Origin of the sequence: Stenotrophomonas sp. HMSC10F07 (assembly GCF_001807895.1) — a bacterium.
Lineage (GTDB): Bacteria > Pseudomonadota > Gammaproteobacteria > Xanthomonadales > Xanthomonadaceae > Stenotrophomonas > Stenotrophomonas sepilia.
In genome coordinates, this window is the sequence record NZ_KV791389.1 from 1 (window position 1) to 15609 (window position 15609).

Annotated in this window: 17 protein-coding genes; 9 read left to right on the forward strand and 8 right to left on the reverse strand. The window is 67.4% G+C overall.

Features of this window, described 5'->3' with window-relative positions; translation table 11 throughout:
- Positions 1–194: 194 nt before the first annotated feature.
- Both HMPREF3114_RS10940 and ubiB read left to right on the forward strand, forming a co-directional pair.
- Positions 195–830 carry a ubiquinone biosynthesis accessory factor UbiJ gene (locus HMPREF3114_RS10940; RefSeq protein WP_070489768.1) on the forward strand — a complete coding sequence of 212 codons (636 nt, stop codon included), beginning with the start codon at positions 195–197 and terminating at the stop codon, positions 828–830.
- Positions 827–2482: a ubiquinone biosynthesis regulatory protein kinase UbiB gene (ubiB, locus tag HMPREF3114_RS10945; protein ID WP_070489770.1), complete on the forward strand. Its 1656-nt coding sequence runs from the start codon at positions 827–829 to the stop codon at positions 2480–2482. The genes HMPREF3114_RS10940 and ubiB overlap by 4 nt, the downstream gene beginning before the upstream one ends.
- A gap of 52 nt (positions 2483–2534) precedes the next feature.
- Here the strand turns inward: ubiB and HMPREF3114_RS10950 are convergent, their stop codons facing one another.
- From HMPREF3114_RS10950 to HMPREF3114_RS10965, 4 genes are read right to left on the reverse strand one after another with little or no spacing between them, the layout of a single operon-like run.
- Positions 2535–3320 (reverse strand): YaiO family outer membrane beta-barrel protein, encoded by a 786-nt coding sequence (locus tag HMPREF3114_RS10950; protein WP_005420769.1) that lies wholly within the window; start codon positions 3318–3320, stop codon positions 2535–2537.
- Between the two features lie 4 nt (positions 3321–3324).
- The gene (locus tag HMPREF3114_RS10955) at positions 3325–3930 is read right to left on the reverse strand and encodes an LbetaH domain-containing protein (RefSeq protein ID WP_070489772.1); all 606 of its coding nucleotides are present in this window, start codon (positions 3928–3930) and stop codon (positions 3325–3327) included.
- Positions 3917–5056: a glycosyltransferase family 2 protein gene (locus HMPREF3114_RS10960; protein WP_069138104.1), complete on the reverse strand. Its 1140-nt coding sequence runs from the start codon at positions 5054–5056 to the stop codon at positions 3917–3919. Before HMPREF3114_RS10960 ends, HMPREF3114_RS10955 begins: the two co-directional genes overlap by 14 nt.
- A complete protein-coding gene (locus tag HMPREF3114_RS10965; RefSeq protein ID WP_053500821.1) occupies positions 5056–5667 on the reverse strand; it encodes a PIG-L deacetylase family protein in 612 nt (203 codons plus the stop codon). Before HMPREF3114_RS10965 ends, HMPREF3114_RS10960 begins: the two co-directional genes overlap by 1 nt.
- A gap of 165 nt (positions 5668–5832) precedes the next feature.
- Here HMPREF3114_RS10965 and HMPREF3114_RS10970 point away from each other — a divergent pair, with 165 nt between their 5' ends.
- Positions 5833–6420 (forward strand): O-methyltransferase, encoded by a 588-nt coding sequence (locus HMPREF3114_RS10970; RefSeq protein ID WP_053500819.1) that lies wholly within the window; start codon positions 5833–5835, stop codon positions 6418–6420.
- Positions 6421–6505: 85 nt separating this feature from the next.
- Positions 6506–7249 (forward strand): pseudouridine synthase, encoded by a 744-nt coding sequence (locus HMPREF3114_RS10975; protein WP_053500817.1) that lies wholly within the window; start codon positions 6506–6508, stop codon positions 7247–7249.
- Positions 7250–7324: 75 nt separating this feature from the next.
- Here the strand turns inward: HMPREF3114_RS10975 and HMPREF3114_RS10980 are convergent, their stop codons facing one another.
- A complete protein-coding gene (locus HMPREF3114_RS10980; protein ID WP_005420757.1) occupies positions 7325–7858 on the reverse strand; it encodes a DUF2059 domain-containing protein in 534 nt (177 codons plus the stop codon).
- Between the two features lie 133 nt (positions 7859–7991).
- On the opposite strand from HMPREF3114_RS10980, the gene arfB reads away from it, so the two are divergent.
- The 3 genes from arfB (at position 7992) to dcp (ending at position 11297) form a co-directional block, all read left to right on the forward strand.
- A complete protein-coding gene (gene arfB / locus HMPREF3114_RS10985; RefSeq protein WP_005420755.1) occupies positions 7992–8423 on the forward strand; it encodes an alternative ribosome rescue aminoacyl-tRNA hydrolase ArfB in 432 nt (143 codons plus the stop codon).
- A 4-nt stretch (positions 8424–8427) separates the two neighbouring features.
- Positions 8428–9030, forward strand: a complete 603-nt coding sequence (locus tag HMPREF3114_RS10990) for a lysophospholipid acyltransferase family protein (protein WP_005420754.1) — start codon at positions 8428–8430, stop codon at positions 9028–9030.
- 110 nt (positions 9031–9140) lie between these two features.
- The gene (dcp, locus tag HMPREF3114_RS10995) at positions 9141–11297 is read left to right on the forward strand and encodes a peptidyl-dipeptidase Dcp (protein ID WP_053500815.1); all 2157 of its coding nucleotides are present in this window, start codon (positions 9141–9143) and stop codon (positions 11295–11297) included.
- Positions 11298–11413: 116 nt separating this feature from the next.
- Here the strand turns inward: dcp and HMPREF3114_RS11000 are convergent, their stop codons facing one another.
- Positions 11414–11860 carry a 3-dehydroquinate dehydratase gene (locus tag HMPREF3114_RS11000; protein ID WP_004153636.1) on the reverse strand — a complete coding sequence of 149 codons (447 nt, stop codon included), beginning with the start codon at positions 11858–11860 and terminating at the stop codon, positions 11414–11416.
- 3 nt (positions 11861–11863) lie between these two features.
- Positions 11864–12265 carry a hypothetical protein gene (locus tag HMPREF3114_RS11005; RefSeq protein ID WP_019661885.1) on the reverse strand — a complete coding sequence of 134 codons (402 nt, stop codon included), beginning with the start codon at positions 12263–12265 and terminating at the stop codon, positions 11864–11866.
- Between the two features lie 257 nt (positions 12266–12522).
- Between HMPREF3114_RS11005 and lepB the strand changes: the two genes are divergently transcribed.
- Together lepB and HMPREF3114_RS11015 are read left to right on the forward strand one after the other, a co-directional pair.
- The gene (gene lepB, locus HMPREF3114_RS11010) at positions 12523–13149 is read left to right on the forward strand and encodes a signal peptidase I (RefSeq protein ID WP_053501214.1); all 627 of its coding nucleotides are present in this window, start codon (positions 12523–12525) and stop codon (positions 13147–13149) included.
- Positions 13150–13273: 124 nt separating this feature from the next.
- The gene (locus HMPREF3114_RS11015) at positions 13274–14530 is read left to right on the forward strand and encodes an MFS transporter (RefSeq protein ID WP_070489774.1); all 1257 of its coding nucleotides are present in this window, start codon (positions 13274–13276) and stop codon (positions 14528–14530) included.
- 93 nt (positions 14531–14623) lie between these two features.
- Here the strand turns inward: HMPREF3114_RS11015 and HMPREF3114_RS11020 are convergent, their stop codons facing one another.
- Positions 14624–15532 carry a LysR family transcriptional regulator gene (locus HMPREF3114_RS11020; protein ID WP_053501211.1) on the reverse strand — a complete coding sequence of 303 codons (909 nt, stop codon included), beginning with the start codon at positions 15530–15532 and terminating at the stop codon, positions 14624–14626.
- Positions 15533–15609: the final 77 nt, after the last annotated feature.

Genomic DNA, 15609 nt, shown 5'->3' on the forward strand with positions numbered 1-15609 from the left:
CGCGGCATGGATGCCGCGGCCAAGCCCCCAAGGATGGGTTTACGGCGTCTCCCGCAACCGGACCCATCCCGCCAACCCACGGAATGCATGCTGTTGCTGTTGGTGTTGAGGTTGCCGGCCAGCGGCCGGCACTACCGCGGGTGCCGGGCGGTAGCCCGGCCCAAGCCCCCCACCCACGCAGGTAGAATGCGCCCATGGCTCTTTCCCTGCTCAAGTCCCTCAAGCCGGTCGCTGGCCGCGCCCTGCAGATCGCCCTGAACCGCGCGCTGGCGCTGGATCCGGATACCCGCCATGCCCTGGCCAGCCTCGATGGCCGGCACATCGACCTGACCCTGGAAGCGCCGTCGCTGGCGATGCGCATCAGCGTCGACGGCGACCAGCTGCGGGTCGGCCCGGTGGATGCGCAGGAAGCCGACCTGGCCGTGCGCAGCAGCCTGGCCGGCGTGCTGGCGCAGCTGCCGCTGCTGGCCAACGCACGGCGCGGCGAGTCCAACAACAAAGGCCGTGTACGCGTGGCCGGTGACGCCGAACTGGCGCGGCGCCTGCAGCAGCTGGCCAAGGGCTTCGACCCGGATTGGCAGCAGCCCTTCGTCAGCGTATTCGGCGAGGTACTGGGCGTGCAGGTCGCCAACACCCTGCGCAGCGCCCTGCAGCACGCGCGCCAGGGGGCGATCGACCTGGCCTACAGCGCCGCCGAATTCATCACCGAGGAATCGCGCGACGTGGTGCCGCGCGCCGAACTGGATGCCTTCCATGATGATGTGGACGTGCTGCGCGATGACGTCGAGCGTCTTGGCGCGCGCGTGCAGCGCCTGCGGGGTGCCGCATGAAGGCCGTGCTGCGGGCGAGCCGCATCGGCCGGGTGATCCTGCGTTACCGCCTTGACGATCTGCTGCAGGGCACGCCGGCCGAGCGTTGGCTGCGCCTGGCCAAGCCGTTCGTGCCGCGTGCCTCGGCCGACATCGCCGCACAGTCGCGCGGTGCGCGCCTGCGCCTGGCGCTGCAGGATCTCGGCCCGATCTTCGTCAAGTTCGGCCAGATCCTCTCCACACGCCGCGACCTGGTGCCGCCGGATGTGGCCAATGAGCTGACCCTGCTGCAGGACCGGGTCAAGCCGTTCGACGGTGACACTGCGCGCCGCATTGTCGAGGAAGCGCTTGGCCTGCCGGTCAGCGAGGCGTTCGCCAGCTTCGATACCGAACCACTGGCCTCGGCTTCGATCGCGCAGGTGCATGCGGCCACGCTGGCCGATGGCCGCCAGGTGGTGGTCAAGGTACTGCGCCCCGGCATCGAGAAGCAGATCGATGCCGACATCGCCCTGCTCAACTCGCTGGCCGCGTTGGTCGAGCGTACCCATCCGCGTGCCGACAAGATCCGACCGCGCGAAGTGGTGGCCGAAGTCGAGAACACCCTCGCCGCCGAGCTGGACCTGCAGCGCGAAGGCGCCAATGCCAGCGTGCTGCGCCGCTTCTGGGAGAACAGCGACGACCTGTACGTGCCGGAAGTGATCTGGAGCCATACCGCCGAGCGCGCGCTGACCCTGGAGCGCGTGTGGGGCATTCCGTCCGACGACATCGCCGCGCTCGACAAGGCGGGCATCGACCGCAAGGCACTGGCCGCCAAGGGCGTGCGGGTCTTCTACACCCAGGTGTTCCGCGACAACTTCTTCCATGCCGATGCGCACGCCGGCAACATCTGGGTCGACACCGATCCGGGCCGCCGCGCCAACCCGCGATTCATCGCGCTGGACTTCGGCATCATGGGCCAGCTGTCGCAGGAGGATCAGTACTACCTGGCTGAGAACTTCATGGCCATCTTCAACCGCGATTACCGCCGCATCGCCGAACTGCACGTGCAGGCGCGGTGGATGCCCGATCACGTACGCATCGATGATCTGGAAGCGGCCGTGCGTTCGGTGTGCGAGCCGTACTTCACCCGCCCGCTGTCGCAGATCTCGCTGGCCGAAGTGCTGATGAAGCTGTTCCGCGTGGCGCAGCGCTACCAGCTGACCCTGCAGCCGCAGCTGATCCTGCTGCAGAAGACCCTGCTGAACATCGAAGGTGTTGGCCGCCAGCTGGATCCGCAGATCGATATCTGGGCGGTGGCCAAGCCGGTGCTGGCGAAGATCCTGCGCGAGCGCTACAGCCCACGCCGGGTGGTGCGCGAGATCGGCAAGCGGTTGCCGGAAATCATGACCCACGCGCCGGACATGCCGCGCCTGGTACACGCTTGGCTGACCCAGCAGGTGGAGGGGCGCCACGAGCTGGCGATGCGCTCGCGCGATCTGGTTGCGCTGGATGCCAGCGTGCAGGGCCTGCAGAGGCGCGCGGTCGGCGCGATCACCGGCGTCGGCCTGCTGGCCATCGCCGCGCTGATGTACGTGCTGCAGCCACCGGGTTGGTACTGGGGCGACCTGCCGATGTGGAGCTGGGTGTCTGGTGCCGTCGGCGCGGCGGCGCTGGCGCGCGCGTGGTGGCGCTGATCCCTGTTGATCCACAGTCGGCGGCGTCACGCGCCGCCGACCGGCCACGGCTCTACCAGTGATAGCCCAGGCCCAGGTGCGACTGCACGCTCTGGAAGCGGTCCAGGCGCGTCCTGTGCCAGGTCTTGCCGATGCCCATGTCCAACACCAGATGCTCGCCCAGCGGCTGGCTGCGGCGCAGGAAGGCACGTCGTGCATCGTGTTCGCGCAGCAGCAGCGGATCGGCATCGGCGGTGTAGCCGGAAGTACCGCTGCCCAGCCACAGCTGGGTCGACCCACGGCCCTGCGCATCCTTCAGGCGCAGTGACAACGTGGTGCCATGGCCGTCGGGCCCATTGGACTGGCGATGCCGCTCGTGGCGCAGTGAGGCGGTCACGCGCGGGAAGTAATGCGCTGCGCCCACCGACCAGCCGCTCACGTATGCACCGGCATGGTACTGGGCGTACTTGCCGCCTACGCTCAGCACGGTCTGCGGTGCCACGTGCCACTGCAGGTCCTGGTTGACCTGGCGGTTGACGAACACCGGGTCATCGTTGGAGGCAGTGAAGGCAGTGCGGGTCGAGACGCGAGGACTCCAGCGCTGGTGCAGCGAACCCTGCACGCGATTGCCGCCGAAGCGCTTGCTGCCGTAGTCGCGTTCGCCATGGGCCAGGCCCAGATGCCAACGGCTGTCACCGCTGCGGCCGGCCACGTCCACGGTCTGTACGTCACGCTTGCCGAAGCCGTCGGTGTAGTCGGCATGGTCCAGTTGCACCGAGACCCGGTCGATGCCGGCGTGGGCGCTGGACACAGCCAGCAGCAGGGCACACGGCAGTGCGCCACGGATGATCAATCGCATGGGGTTACTCCAGGGGTTGGGAATGCAGCGACTGCAGCAGCCGGTAGCGACCGGGCGGCAGGTTTCGTTCCACGGTGATGCGCGGTCCGAACTGGCTGCCCGGCGCGACGATGCGACCGGGCAGGATGATCACGCCCACACCCAGCGCGGCGCCCTCACCGATCCAGGCGCCGAGCTTGTCGCGCTGGCTGTCGATGACGGTATTGCCGATGTGGACGGCGACCGTCGCACCATCCAGGCGATGGTTGCTGGTGCGTACCAGCGCGCCCAGGTAGGCACGGGCGTCGACGCGGCTGTCGGCGATGAAACATTGCGGGCCGATGCAGGCGCCGTCGCCGATCAGTGCGTTCTTCAGTTCACCTGCAAAGCCGATGCGCACGCCGTCACCGATACGCAGTGGGCCGCGCAGCAGCGCATTGTTGCCGATCAGGCAGTCGCGGCCGATCGATACCGGCCCCTGCAGCTGGGCGCCGTCGCAGATGCGGCTGCCGGCGCCGATCCTCACCTTGCCCTGCACCACCGCGCGCGGCGAAACCTGTGCAGTGGAATCGACGTGCGGTGGCAGCGTCGAAAGCGCGGCGGCCATCGCGGTCAGGTCATTCCACCACATGCGGATACCTGGTCGGTTTGTCGCGCAGCGGTTCGCGTCCGGTGAACAGCCCGGCCACGCCGTGCATCAACCAGATCGCGTAGGCGAGCAGCACGTACAACATCGAGAACGCGGCGGCGGGTACCAGCCACGCCCGGCGGTGATGGATCGCACTGATCACCGCCAGCAACATGACGATGCCAATCCAGAACAGTGGCATCACCGACAGGGCGAGGCCACCAGGCCCATGCAGCAGGGCCGCACCGAACCAGACCTGTAGGGTCAGCACGATGCCGGCCAGCGCGAGCAGCATCATCGGCAGGATGCTGAACAGGCCGAAACGGGTCAGCAGCAGTCCGCGATGCAGGCGCATGCACACCGCATAGCCGACGATCCAGCGCCGCCAGCGCCGCCATTCCTCCACCAGCGTGTTGCATTCCTGCGGGTAGACCACGCAGCGCACGCTCTGGCGGACGCGGTACCCCTGCGCGACCAGCGACCAGGACATGTCCAGGTCTTCCACGCGGGTGCGGTCGGAGAAGCCGACCTTGCGCAGCACCGAGGTACGGAACAGGCCACACGAACCGGAGACAATGAAGGGGGCGCCGCCCAGCCACTGCTGGAAGCTGCGCTTGATGACGATCATCGGCAGCTTCAGGCTGGCGCGCACATGCGGCAGGAAGCCGGCACCCTGCAGGCTGGACGACGGCACGCCACCGACCGCATCGGCACCGCGCTCGATCTCGTCCAGCAGGTGGCCCAGGCCGTGGCCGCGCGGATCGATATGGGTGTCGGCGTCGGTCAGGAACACCTGCTCGGCGGTGGCGTGCTGCAGGCCATGCATCAGCGCGCCGCCCTTGCCGGTGTTGGACTGATGCACCGCCACCAGGCGCCCGGGCCAGTGCGCCTGCAGCGCATCGAGCACCTGCGCGGTGTTGTCGGTGGAACCATCGTTCACGCAGATCACCCGCGCCACGTAGGGGTTCTGCAGCAGGCTGGTCAACGAGCGCTCCAGGCAGGGGGCTTCGTTGTAGGCCGGCACGATCGCATCGATGCTGTACAGGCGCGTGCTGGGGCGGCGCAAGGCCTGCACACACACACGCACCAGGATGAAGGCACACATGGCCAGGAACAGCAGCGTTTTCATCACAGCACCAGCCGGTAGGGCACGAAGCCTTCACTGGGGCCGATGCCGATCTGCTGGCCGCGGAACTGCGCATGGCAGCGCAGGTGATCCTCCTGCATGTAGTGGCGATCGCCCTGGCTGGCATGCTCGCGCAAGGCATGGATCTTCAGGTCCAGCTGTGCGCTGATGTCCTCGAATACCTGCGGTGCGAACTGTGGCAACGTGCTGGGGCTCTCGTAGCAGAGGATCTGCGGGATGCTGCGGCAGGCGATGATCGACGCTTCATGGACGGTGCGATGGTCCTGGTGATGGTCTTCGCCACACATCGTGTAGACGCGATGCGGTGCGATCTGCGCGCAGGCCTGCTCGAGCGCCGCGACGATGTCGTTGCGGCAGGCAGGAAAGCGGGTATCCGGGAAGTCCCGCTGGATCACCTCGGCCACACCCAAGCGCCGCAACGCGCGGTGCGATTCGTCGCCGCGGTCGATGCCGGCATGGCAGCCACGGCCCCCACGGCTGAGCACCAGCGCATGGATGCGTGCACCGGCGCGGGCCAGTTTGGCCAGGCTGCCGCCGCAACCGAGTTCGATGTCGTCGGGGTGGGCGCCGATTGCCAGAATGTCGAGAACCATGGCCGTGTCCTTGCGGAAACCAAGAGGGCAGCGGGCGGGTGCACCGTCCCGCGTGAAGAAGGCGGGAACTATCGCAACGTGAGCGCGGCGCGGGGCTAGGAGGAGTACGAAATGTGGCCGGACAGGCCACAATGCTCACCCTTGCTGCGGCAATTGAAAGAAGCGATGACGATGCGGCTTTCGGAATTGAAGAAGGAACTGATGCACTTCGGCGCTGAAAACGACGCGCATGAAACCGAGCGCGCTCGGCGCATGCTCAACATCACGCCGGACACCGGTGAATTCCTGTCGGTACTGGTGCGTTTCGGCACCGCGCGCCGGGTGCTGGAAATCGGCACCTCCAATGGCTACTCCACGCTGTGGCTGGCCGAAGCGGCCGCCGCCATCGACGGCCACGTGACCACGCTGGAATTCGCCGAGGACAAGGTGGCGATGGCGCGATCCACCTTTGCGCGCAGCGGGTTGGCCGCGCACATCACGCTGGTGCATGGCGATGCCGGGCAGTGGTTGGCAGAGGCCGGCGAAGGCTGCATCGACCTGCTGTTCCTGGATTCGGACCGCGGGCAGTACGCCGGCTGGTGGCCGCAACTGCGCCGCGTGCTGCGGCCAGGGGGCCTGCTGGTTGTGGACAACGCCACCTCGCACGCGGAAGAGATGAAACCCTTGTGCCTGCTGCTGGATGCCGATCCGGACTTCAGCACCAGCGTGGTGCCGGTGGGCAACGGCGAACTGCTGGCCGTGCGCAACGGCTGATTGCCACGCCACAGACCCCGGGTCAGATCCCTTTTCCCGTGGAAAAGGGATCTGACCCCATACAGGGCACCCTTATAATCCCGCGGTGAGTACCGAACCTGACACCCTCGCCGCGGTCGAGACTGAAACCGCGCCCCTGCAGCTGCTGCACCTGGATGAGCGCCTGGCCGTGGTCAACAAGCCTGCCGGGCTGATGGTCCACGACAGCAAGCTGGCCCGTGGCGAAGATGATTTCCTGGCCGACCGCCTGCGTGAGCAGCTGGGGCGGCCGATCTTCCTCGTGCACCGCCTGGACCGGGCCACCAGTGGCTGCCTGCTCCTGGCCTTTGACCGCGAAACCGCCAGTTCGCTGGGCAAGGCACTGATGGGTGGCGAAGTGGCCAAGGACTACCTGACAGTCTGCCGAGGCTGGCCGGCCGAGCTGTCCTGGCGGGTGGACCATGATCTGGACGGTGGGCCGGGCAAGCCGGTGAAGAAGCCGGCGATCACCGATTTCCAGCGCCTGGCCACTGGCGAGCTGTCGGTGCCGGTGGGCGAATTCAGCAGCTCGCGCTACGCGCTGCTGCGCTGCCAGCCGCAGACCGGGCGCTTCCGGCAGATCCGCCGTCACCTCAAGCACCTGTCGCATCACATGATCGGCGATACCAGCCACGGCGATGGGCGCCACAACCGCATCTTCCGCATGCAGGGCGTGCACCGCATGCTGCTGCACGCCGAGCGCCTGCGTTTTCCGCATCCGGAGGGCGGCAACGTGGATGTCAGTGCGCCACTGGACCACCAGTTCCAGAAGGCACTGGACCTGTTCGGCTGGCAGGTGGACGCAGTTTGACGGTAGTGCCGGCCGCTGGCCGGCAGCTGCGTGATTCCAGGTGTACTGGGGAGCCGGCCAGCGGCCGGCACTACCTCATTCTCGTTTCTTTTCCGGCTCGTTGACGATCGCTTCCAGGTCTTTCTGCAGGTCCGCAAACAGCGGCTGCATGCGCGCCTGGATGGCCACCATCACGTTCTGCATCAGTGCCGGGGTCTTGTCCAGCAGGCTCTGGCCTGCCGCGCTCTCGTAGAACTCGGCCATCGCCAGCACGTCTTCCTTGCTGAACGTCTTCTTGTACAGGTCCACGTACATCGGCCGCAGCTGCTGCCACGACATGGCCTGGCGCAGGGTCTGGCTGGTCCGCGCCTGGATCCGCTTCAGCTGCTCCTGCTGCTGGGCGGTGAGCTGGCGCTGCGCGGCCACCTGCTGGAACTGCTGCTGCTGCATGGCTTCGATCTGCGGCACCATGGTGTCGATCATGCTCTGCGCGCGCGAGGCCGACAGCAGGCGGTTGATGTCGCCGTCGGTCGGCGGGGCGGCCAGGGCCGGGACGCTGGCCGTGGCCAGTGCCAGCAGCAGTGCGGCGCGGCGAAGCAGGGACGGCAGGGCGGGTGCGAAGCGGGTCATGCGGGCTTCCTGCGGTACATGGGACCGCCAGCATACCCGCAGCCCAGGCGAAGGCGGCGTGTTCGGCGCCTGATCGGCGGCATACGGGGCGCGATGGCGCACTCCACCACGTGCCTGCCGCTACAATGCGCGGATGGGCAGTGGACCGGTCACCATCAGCGCGCAGCTTGAAATCCCCGACGGCGAGATCGTCGAGCGGTTCGTGCGCGCCAGCGGCGCCGGCGGCCAGAACGTCAACAAGGTGTCCACTGCGGTGGAACTGCGTTTCGACGTGGCCAACTCGCCCTCGTTGCCCGAACCGTTGCGCGCGCGGCTGTTGGCGCGGCGTGACCGGCGCATGACCGGCGAAGGCGTGCTGGTCATCGACGCGCAACGTTTCCGCACCCAGGATCGCAATCGCGAGGATGCGCGCGAGCGGCTGGCGGCCTTCATCCAGGCCGGGCTGAGCGTGCCCAAACCGCGCAAAGCCACCAAGCCGACCCTCGGGTCGAAACTGCGTCGTCTGGACGCCAAACGCGGGCGCGCGCAGATCAAGCGCGGGCGCTCATCACGTGACTGGGAGTGATTGCTTGAACAACCCGACTTCGTTGCTGCCGGCCGTGCCGCCGCAGATGCCGCAGGTCAAACCCAACGCCTTCCTGCGCTGGCTGGCGCGCTGCACCCTGCGCATGGGGGGCTGGAAGGTGACCGGCACCCTGCCTGACATCCCGAGGCTGGTCTTCATCATCGCCCCGCATTCGTCCAACTGGGACGGGCTGTGGGGCATGGCGGCCAAGATCGCGCTGGGCATGAAGGTGAAGGTGCTGGGCAAGGCCTCGCTGTTCTGGTGGCCGCTGGGCCCGTTGCTGCACCGGCTGGGCGTGATTCCGCTCGATCGCAGCTCGCCACAGGGTACGGTGGGCCAGGCGGTGGACCTGCTGCGCAACAACGAGAAGATGTGGTTCGCCATCACCCCCGAGGGCACCCGCAAGGCGGTGAAGGAGTGGAAGGCCGGCTTCCTGAAGATCGCCCGGATGGCCGACGTGCCGATCCTGACCGCGTATTTCCACTATCCGGAAAAGACCATCGGCATCGGTCCGCTGTTCACCCCGAGTGGCGACGATGTGGCCGACATGGCTGCCATCCGCGAGTTCTACCGGCCCTGGATCGGCAAGACCCGCGGTACGGTCTGAGCCGGCCGCAGGCCGCCGCATAGACGCCACGTCCGGCACATGCCGGGCGAGCGCGACAGGAGTAGGGTGGAGGGCTGGTATCCATACCGTCTGCCCAAGGAGCGTTTTACATGTCGCGTACCGTAGTCCTGGCCGCCGCCATCAGCCTGGCGTTGGCGGCCTGTTCCGGCAAGGAGTCCACCCCCGTGACCGATGCCCAGAAGACCCCGGCCCCGCAGCCGGCCGAAGCCTCCACCAATCCGCTGCTGAGTGCCAGCACGCTGCCGTTCCAGGCCCCGCCGTTCGACAAGATCAAGGACAGCGACTACCTGCCGGCGTTCGAAGAAGGCATGCGCCAGCACCTGGCCGACGTGCGCAAGATCGCCGACAGCAGCGAGCCGGCCACCTTCGACAACACCATCGTGGCGATGGAGCGCAGCGGCGAGACCCTGACCCGCGTGTCGCGCATCTTCTTCGGCCTGGTCCAGGCCGACACCAACGATGCGCGCCAGAAGATCCAGGAAGAAGTGGCGCCAAAGCTGGCCGCGCACCAGGACGAGATCAACCTCGATCCGAAGCTGTTCGCGCGCGTGAAGTCGCTGTACGACCAGCGTGACACGCTGGAGCTGGACCCGGTGCAGAAGCGCCTGGTCGAGCACTATTACGATGGCCTGGTGCGCGCCGGTGCGCAGCTGTCCGACGCTGACAAGGCGACCCTGCGCAAGCTCAACGTGGAAGAGACCACGCTCTCCACCCAGTTCCACACCCGCCTGGTGGCCGCGACCGCCGCTGCGGCTGTTGTCGTTGACGACAAGGCCAAGCTGGCCGGCCTGGACGAGGGCGCGATCAACAACGCTGCGGCCGCCGCCAAGGACCGCAAGCTGGATGGCAAATTCCTGCTGCCGCTGCAGAACACCACCCAGCAGCCGGTGCTCGGCTCGCTGAGCGATCGCGACCAGCGTGCCGCCGTTCTGAAGGCCTCTGAAACCCGCGCCGAGCGCGGTGATGCCAACGACACCCGGCAGACCGTGCAGCGCCTGGCCCAGCTGCGTGCGCAGAAGGCCAAGCTGCTCGGCTTCGACACCTTCGCCGACTATCAGCTGGGCGACCAGATGGCCAAGACTCCGGCTGCCGCGCTCAAGCTGCTGACCGACACCGTGCCAGCCGCCACCGCCAAGGCGCGCGCCGAGGCCGGTGAGATCCAGAAGGTCATCGACGCGCAGAAGGGCGGATTCCAGGTCGCCGCTTCGGACTGGGACTTCTACGCCGAGCAGGTGCGCAAGGCCAAGTACGATCTCGACGAGTCGCAGATCAAGCCGTACTTCGAACTGGACAACGTGCTGCAGAACGGCGTCTTCTACGCCGCCACCCAGCTGTACGGCATCACCTTCAAGCCGCGCACCGACATTCCGACCTACAACCCGGACATGAAGGTGTACGAAGTGTTCGACAAGGACGGCACCTCGCTGGCCCTGTTCTACACCGACTACTTCAAGCGTGACAGCAAGTCCGGCGGCGCCTGGATGGACGTGTTCGTCGAGCAGGACGGCCTGACCGGTGCCAAGCCGGTGGTCTACAACGTCTGCAACTTCACCAAGCCGGCCGCCGGCCAGCCGGCGCTGATCAGCTTCGACGACGTCACCACCATGTTCCATGAGTTCGGCCATGCGCTGCACGGCATGTTCTCGAACGTGAAGTACCCGTCGATCGCCGGCACCGCCACCTCGCGTGACTTCGTCGAGTTCCCGTCGCAGTTCAACGAGCACTGGGCACTGGACCCGAAGGTATTCGCCAACTACGCCAAGCACTACAAGACCGGCGAGGCGATGCCGCAGGAACTGGTCGACAAGATTCTCAAGGCGCGCAGCTTCAACCAGGGCTATGCGACCACCGAATACCTGTCGGCCGCGCTGCTCGACCTGGCCTGGCACACGCAGAAGGCCGATGCACCGCTGCAGGATGTCGGCGCCTTTGAAGCCAGCGCGCTGAAGAAGTTCAAGGTCGACCTGCCGCAGGTACCGCCGCGCTACCGCACCACCTACTTCGACCATATCTGGGGTGGTGGTTACTCGGCCGGTTACTACGCCTACTTCTGGGCCGAAGTGCTGGACCATGACGCCTACCAGTGGTTCACCGAACACGGTGGGCTGACGGCGGCCAACGGCCAGGAGTTCCGCGACAAGATCCTCTCGCGCGGCAACAGCGTGGAGCTGTCGACCCTGTACCGCGATTTCCGCGGCAAGGACCCGTCGGTGGAACCGCTGCTGAAGTTCCGCGGGCTGAAATAAGAAAGCGGAAACGGCGGGGGCACCCCCGCCGTTTTTCTTTGTGTAGAGCCGAGCCCATGCTCGGCTGGCTTTTTCTGGAGACGCAGCCGAGCATGGGCTCGGCGCTACGATCGGCATTACGTCCCCACGTGCACGCGGTTCGCCTGCTCGGCCAGGCCCAGGTGATCGAGCGCGATATCCAGCGCCAGCACATAACTCTGCGCGCCATACCCAGCAGCGATGCCCAGGCGCTGGCCGACACCAGCCGGCAGGCACGGTTCGGCCACTGCGCCGTCGTCATGCACCTCTACGTACGCGTTGTGCAGATAGGGCAGCAGCCGCTGCAGGCGCAGACTGTTGGCACACGCACCCGGATCGAGCAGCGTCACCTCGCCGCGGCTGTGATCGGCCACGCGCAGCGCATCAAGCAGCTCCTGTTCCGAACCGCAGGCGCGGATCGCCACGCTGGTGCCGGCGTCGATCGCGCGATGCACCAGCGACTTCAGGACCGGTGCCGGCAGCGGCATCGCGGTGCGGATCAGGGCGCCGGCCGCTTCCGGGCCGCGGATGATGAAGATCGACATGACTCAGCCCTCCTGCGCCAGGCGGCGGCCGACAATGGCCAGCGACAACGGGTAACCGGCCTGCTGGCTGCGCTGGTCGACCACCACGGCGGCGGGGCCGTGCTGCAGGCGCAGGCGTGCATCCAGACCAGGTTCGCTGGGTGCCTGCAACTCGATGTACTGCGCCGGCAGCCGTTCCAGCGCCGCCTGCAGCGCGCCACCTTCGGCCTGCCATTGCGCCTCGTCGGCGGCACCGACATCCAGCAGTACCCAGTCGGCCGAGCGCGCCTGCGGCTGGCACAGGCACTGGCGTACCTCGGACAGGCTGGCGCAGTCGCTGCACAGCACGCGATGGCCGGCCAGCTGTGCCGGCAGTTGGGGGCGCGGTGCCGACGAAGAGGCGTGGCGGATCACCAGGAGGGTCATACAACACCTTGCGGAATGCGCCGTGTGGCGCGGTGGGCACACGATGCGCGTGCTGCCCGTAAAGGTGCGATGCCCGCGGCCGGGCCGGGGCGTAAAACCTGCGTAACCCATCCTATAGAGCCGAGCCTACGCTCGGCTGGCGTGCACCGACGCTTGAAGAGCAGCCGAGCGCGGGCTCGGCTCTACAACAAGCCGGTGCGGGAACCTCTTCGGCCCGGATGTGGTCTGATGCAGCTACCACCCACCCGGATCCTGCCATGGACGCTGTTGCCCGCCCTCCCTTTTCCGAACGCGCGCTGGCCTGGCTGAAGAAAGAGGCGCTGCCGTTGCTGGTGATGCTCGGCCTGCTCGCCGCCGCCCGCGATACCCTGGCCAACCATTACGTGGTGCCGAGTGGTTCGATGCAGCCGACCCTGCAGCCCGGCGACCGGGTGGTGGTGGACATGCGCGCCTACGGTCTGCGCCTGCCGTTCACCAACACGGAACTGATGGCGACCGGCACCCCGCAGCGTGGCGAGGTGGCGGTCTTCGACTCACCGGCCGACGGCACCCGCCTGATCAAGCGCGTGGCGGCGGTGGCCGGTGACCATGTGCAGATGCGCGAGGGCCATCTGAGCATCAACGGGCAGCCGCTGCAGATGGCCGACCTGCAGGACGTGGAAGCCTTCGGCGAGCGACGTGCCCGCCTTGATCTGGACATGGGCGGCGGTCCGGACATCGCCGACCTGGTGGTGCCAGCCGGCAAGGTGCTGGTGCTGGGTGACCACCGCGGCAACAGCTTCGATGGCCGCTTCTTCGGCTTCGTCGACGCCGACAAGCTCTACGGCCGCGCGGTGGCGGTGTACTACCGCCGGGGCGACGGCTTCGAGTGGCAGCGCCTGTAAGCTGAATTGATACTTCTCGTATATCAATCATGACCTATCAGGTTATGGATCGACTGGATAGACGGGCCTAGTCTGAGGCCCGTTCCCTCCCACGCTTGGCCGCCCCCACCGGCCCATCGATCCCATGACTGGCGAAACCGCGGCGGCCGTCGAACACCGCCCCCCCACTGTCGACTCCAGCGCCGAGACCCGCGTCCAGCAGGGCACACCGGCCTTCCGCCGCACCGCGTTGGCGTTGTTCCTGGCCGGCTTTTCCACCTTCGGCCTGCTGTACACGGTGCAGCCGCTGCTGCCCGAGTTCAGCCGCCATTTCAGCGTGTCCGCCGCCGGCAGCGCGATGTCGTTGTCGCTGACCACCGGCACCTTGGCCGTGGCGATGCTGCTGGCTGGTCTGCTGTCCGATGCGGTCGGCCGCCGCCCGTTGATGATCGTCGCGTTGCTGGCCTCGGCCATGCTGTCGCTGAGCTCGGCGCTGGTGGATGACTGGACCACGCTGCTGGTATTGCGCACGCTGCTCGGCCTGGCGCTGAGCGGCGTGCCGGCGGTGGCGATGACCTACCTGGTCGAGGAAATGGACAGCCGCGCGCTGGGCCTGGCGATGGGCCTGTACATCGGCGGCAACGCCATCGGTGGCATGAGCGGACGCCTGCTGGCCGGCATCATCGCTGACCACTGGGGCTGGCGCTGGGGTATCGGCGTGGTCTCGATCATCGCGGTGGCCAGCACCGTGCTGCTGTGGCTTCAGCTGCCGCCGTCGCGCCACTTCCATCCCCGTCGTGACGGCCTGCGCCGGTTGCCGTCGCGCTGGCGCATGCTGTTCGCTGACCCGGGCCTGCCGTGGCTGTTCGCCACCTCGTTCGTGCTGATGGGCGTGTTCGTCACCCTCTACAACTACCTGGGCTACCACCTGCTGGCGCCGCCGTACCACCTCAGCCAGACCGTGGTCGGCCTGATCTTCAGCGTCTATCTGGTGGGCACCTTCAGTTCGGCGTGGATGGGCCAGCAGGCAACGCGCTACGGGCGCGGCCGCATCCTGTCGGTCTCGTTCGCGTTGATCGGCGCGGGCATCGCACTGCTGGCAATGCCGTGGCTGAGTGCGATGGCACTGGGTATCGCGCTGGTCACGTTCGGCTTCTTCGGCGGCCACTCGGTGGCCAGCAGCTGGGTTGGCAGCCGCGCCGGTACGATGCGCGCCGAAGCCTCGGCGATGTACCTGTTCGCCTACTACCTGGGATCCAGCGTGCTGGGCGGGGTCGGTGGCCTGGCCTATGCGGCTTGGGACTGGCTCGGCGTGTGCGCGTTCGCGGCCGTGCTGACGCTGGTCGGCGGCGGTATCGTCTGGGCACTGCAGCAGCGCGCGCCGCAGCCGGTCACCGCGTGATCCACCGCGTACGGTAGTGCCGGCCGCTGGCCGGCATGCCGGCCCATGTGGGGTTGCCGGCCAGCGGCCGGCACTACCCGGGTGGGTTGCACTTCACCCTTCGGCGAACGCCTCACGCAGCAGCGTGGCGAAATTGCGGATCAGCGGCGTTACCCGTTCGCGGTGCCAGGCGAGCTGCACTTCCGAATGCGCGCCGGCATCGGCCAGTGCCACGAAGCGCGATCCTTCCACGCGTATGTGATCGCATGACGACGGCAGGATCGCCGCACCCAGGCCCGCAGCGGCCAGGCTGATCAACGTCGATGCTTCACCGGCTTCCTGCACGATGCGCGGCGTGAAGCCCGCCGCCGCGCACAACGCGATCATGTGGTCGTGGATGCCCGCGCCGGCGCTGCGGCGGAACGCTACGAATGGCTCCTGCGCGAAGTCGCGCAGCGACAGCGTGCCCTGCTTCGACAGCCTGCGCAGGGCAGGGTGGTCGGCGTGCACGATCAGCGCCAGCGGGTCGACGAACAGGCTGTGAGCCACCAGTTCCGGCGGCAGCGCGCGCTTGCGGATGATGCCCACGTCCAGTGAACCGTCGAGCAGCGCGTCGATCTGCTGCAGCGTGTTCATCTCGCTCAGCTGCAGCCGCACCTGCGGGTACTGCTGACGGTAGCGCAGGATCGAACGCGGAATCTGCGGCGACAGCGGCGTGGCGCGAGTCAGACCGATGTGCAGTTCACCCTGCTCACCACGCTGTGCACGCTGCACCTCGTCCACGGCCGTTTCCACCTGCAGCACGATGGCGCGTGCACGTTCCTGCAGCAGCTCACCCGCAGGCGTCAGCTGCACGCGGCGATGGCTGCGCACGAACAGGCGCGCGTCAATCAGTTCTTCCAGCTGGCGGATCTGTTGGCTGAGCGGCGGCTGTGACATGCCCAGCCGCTCCGCCGCCTGGCCGAAGTGCAGCGTATCGGCGACGGCGAGGAAGTAGCGCAGGTGGCGGAGTTCGATGGACATGCGCCCAGTCTATGCATCGCCGGCCGGAAATGAATCAGAGATGGGGTCAGAGCCCGTTGCACAGCAACGGGCTCTGA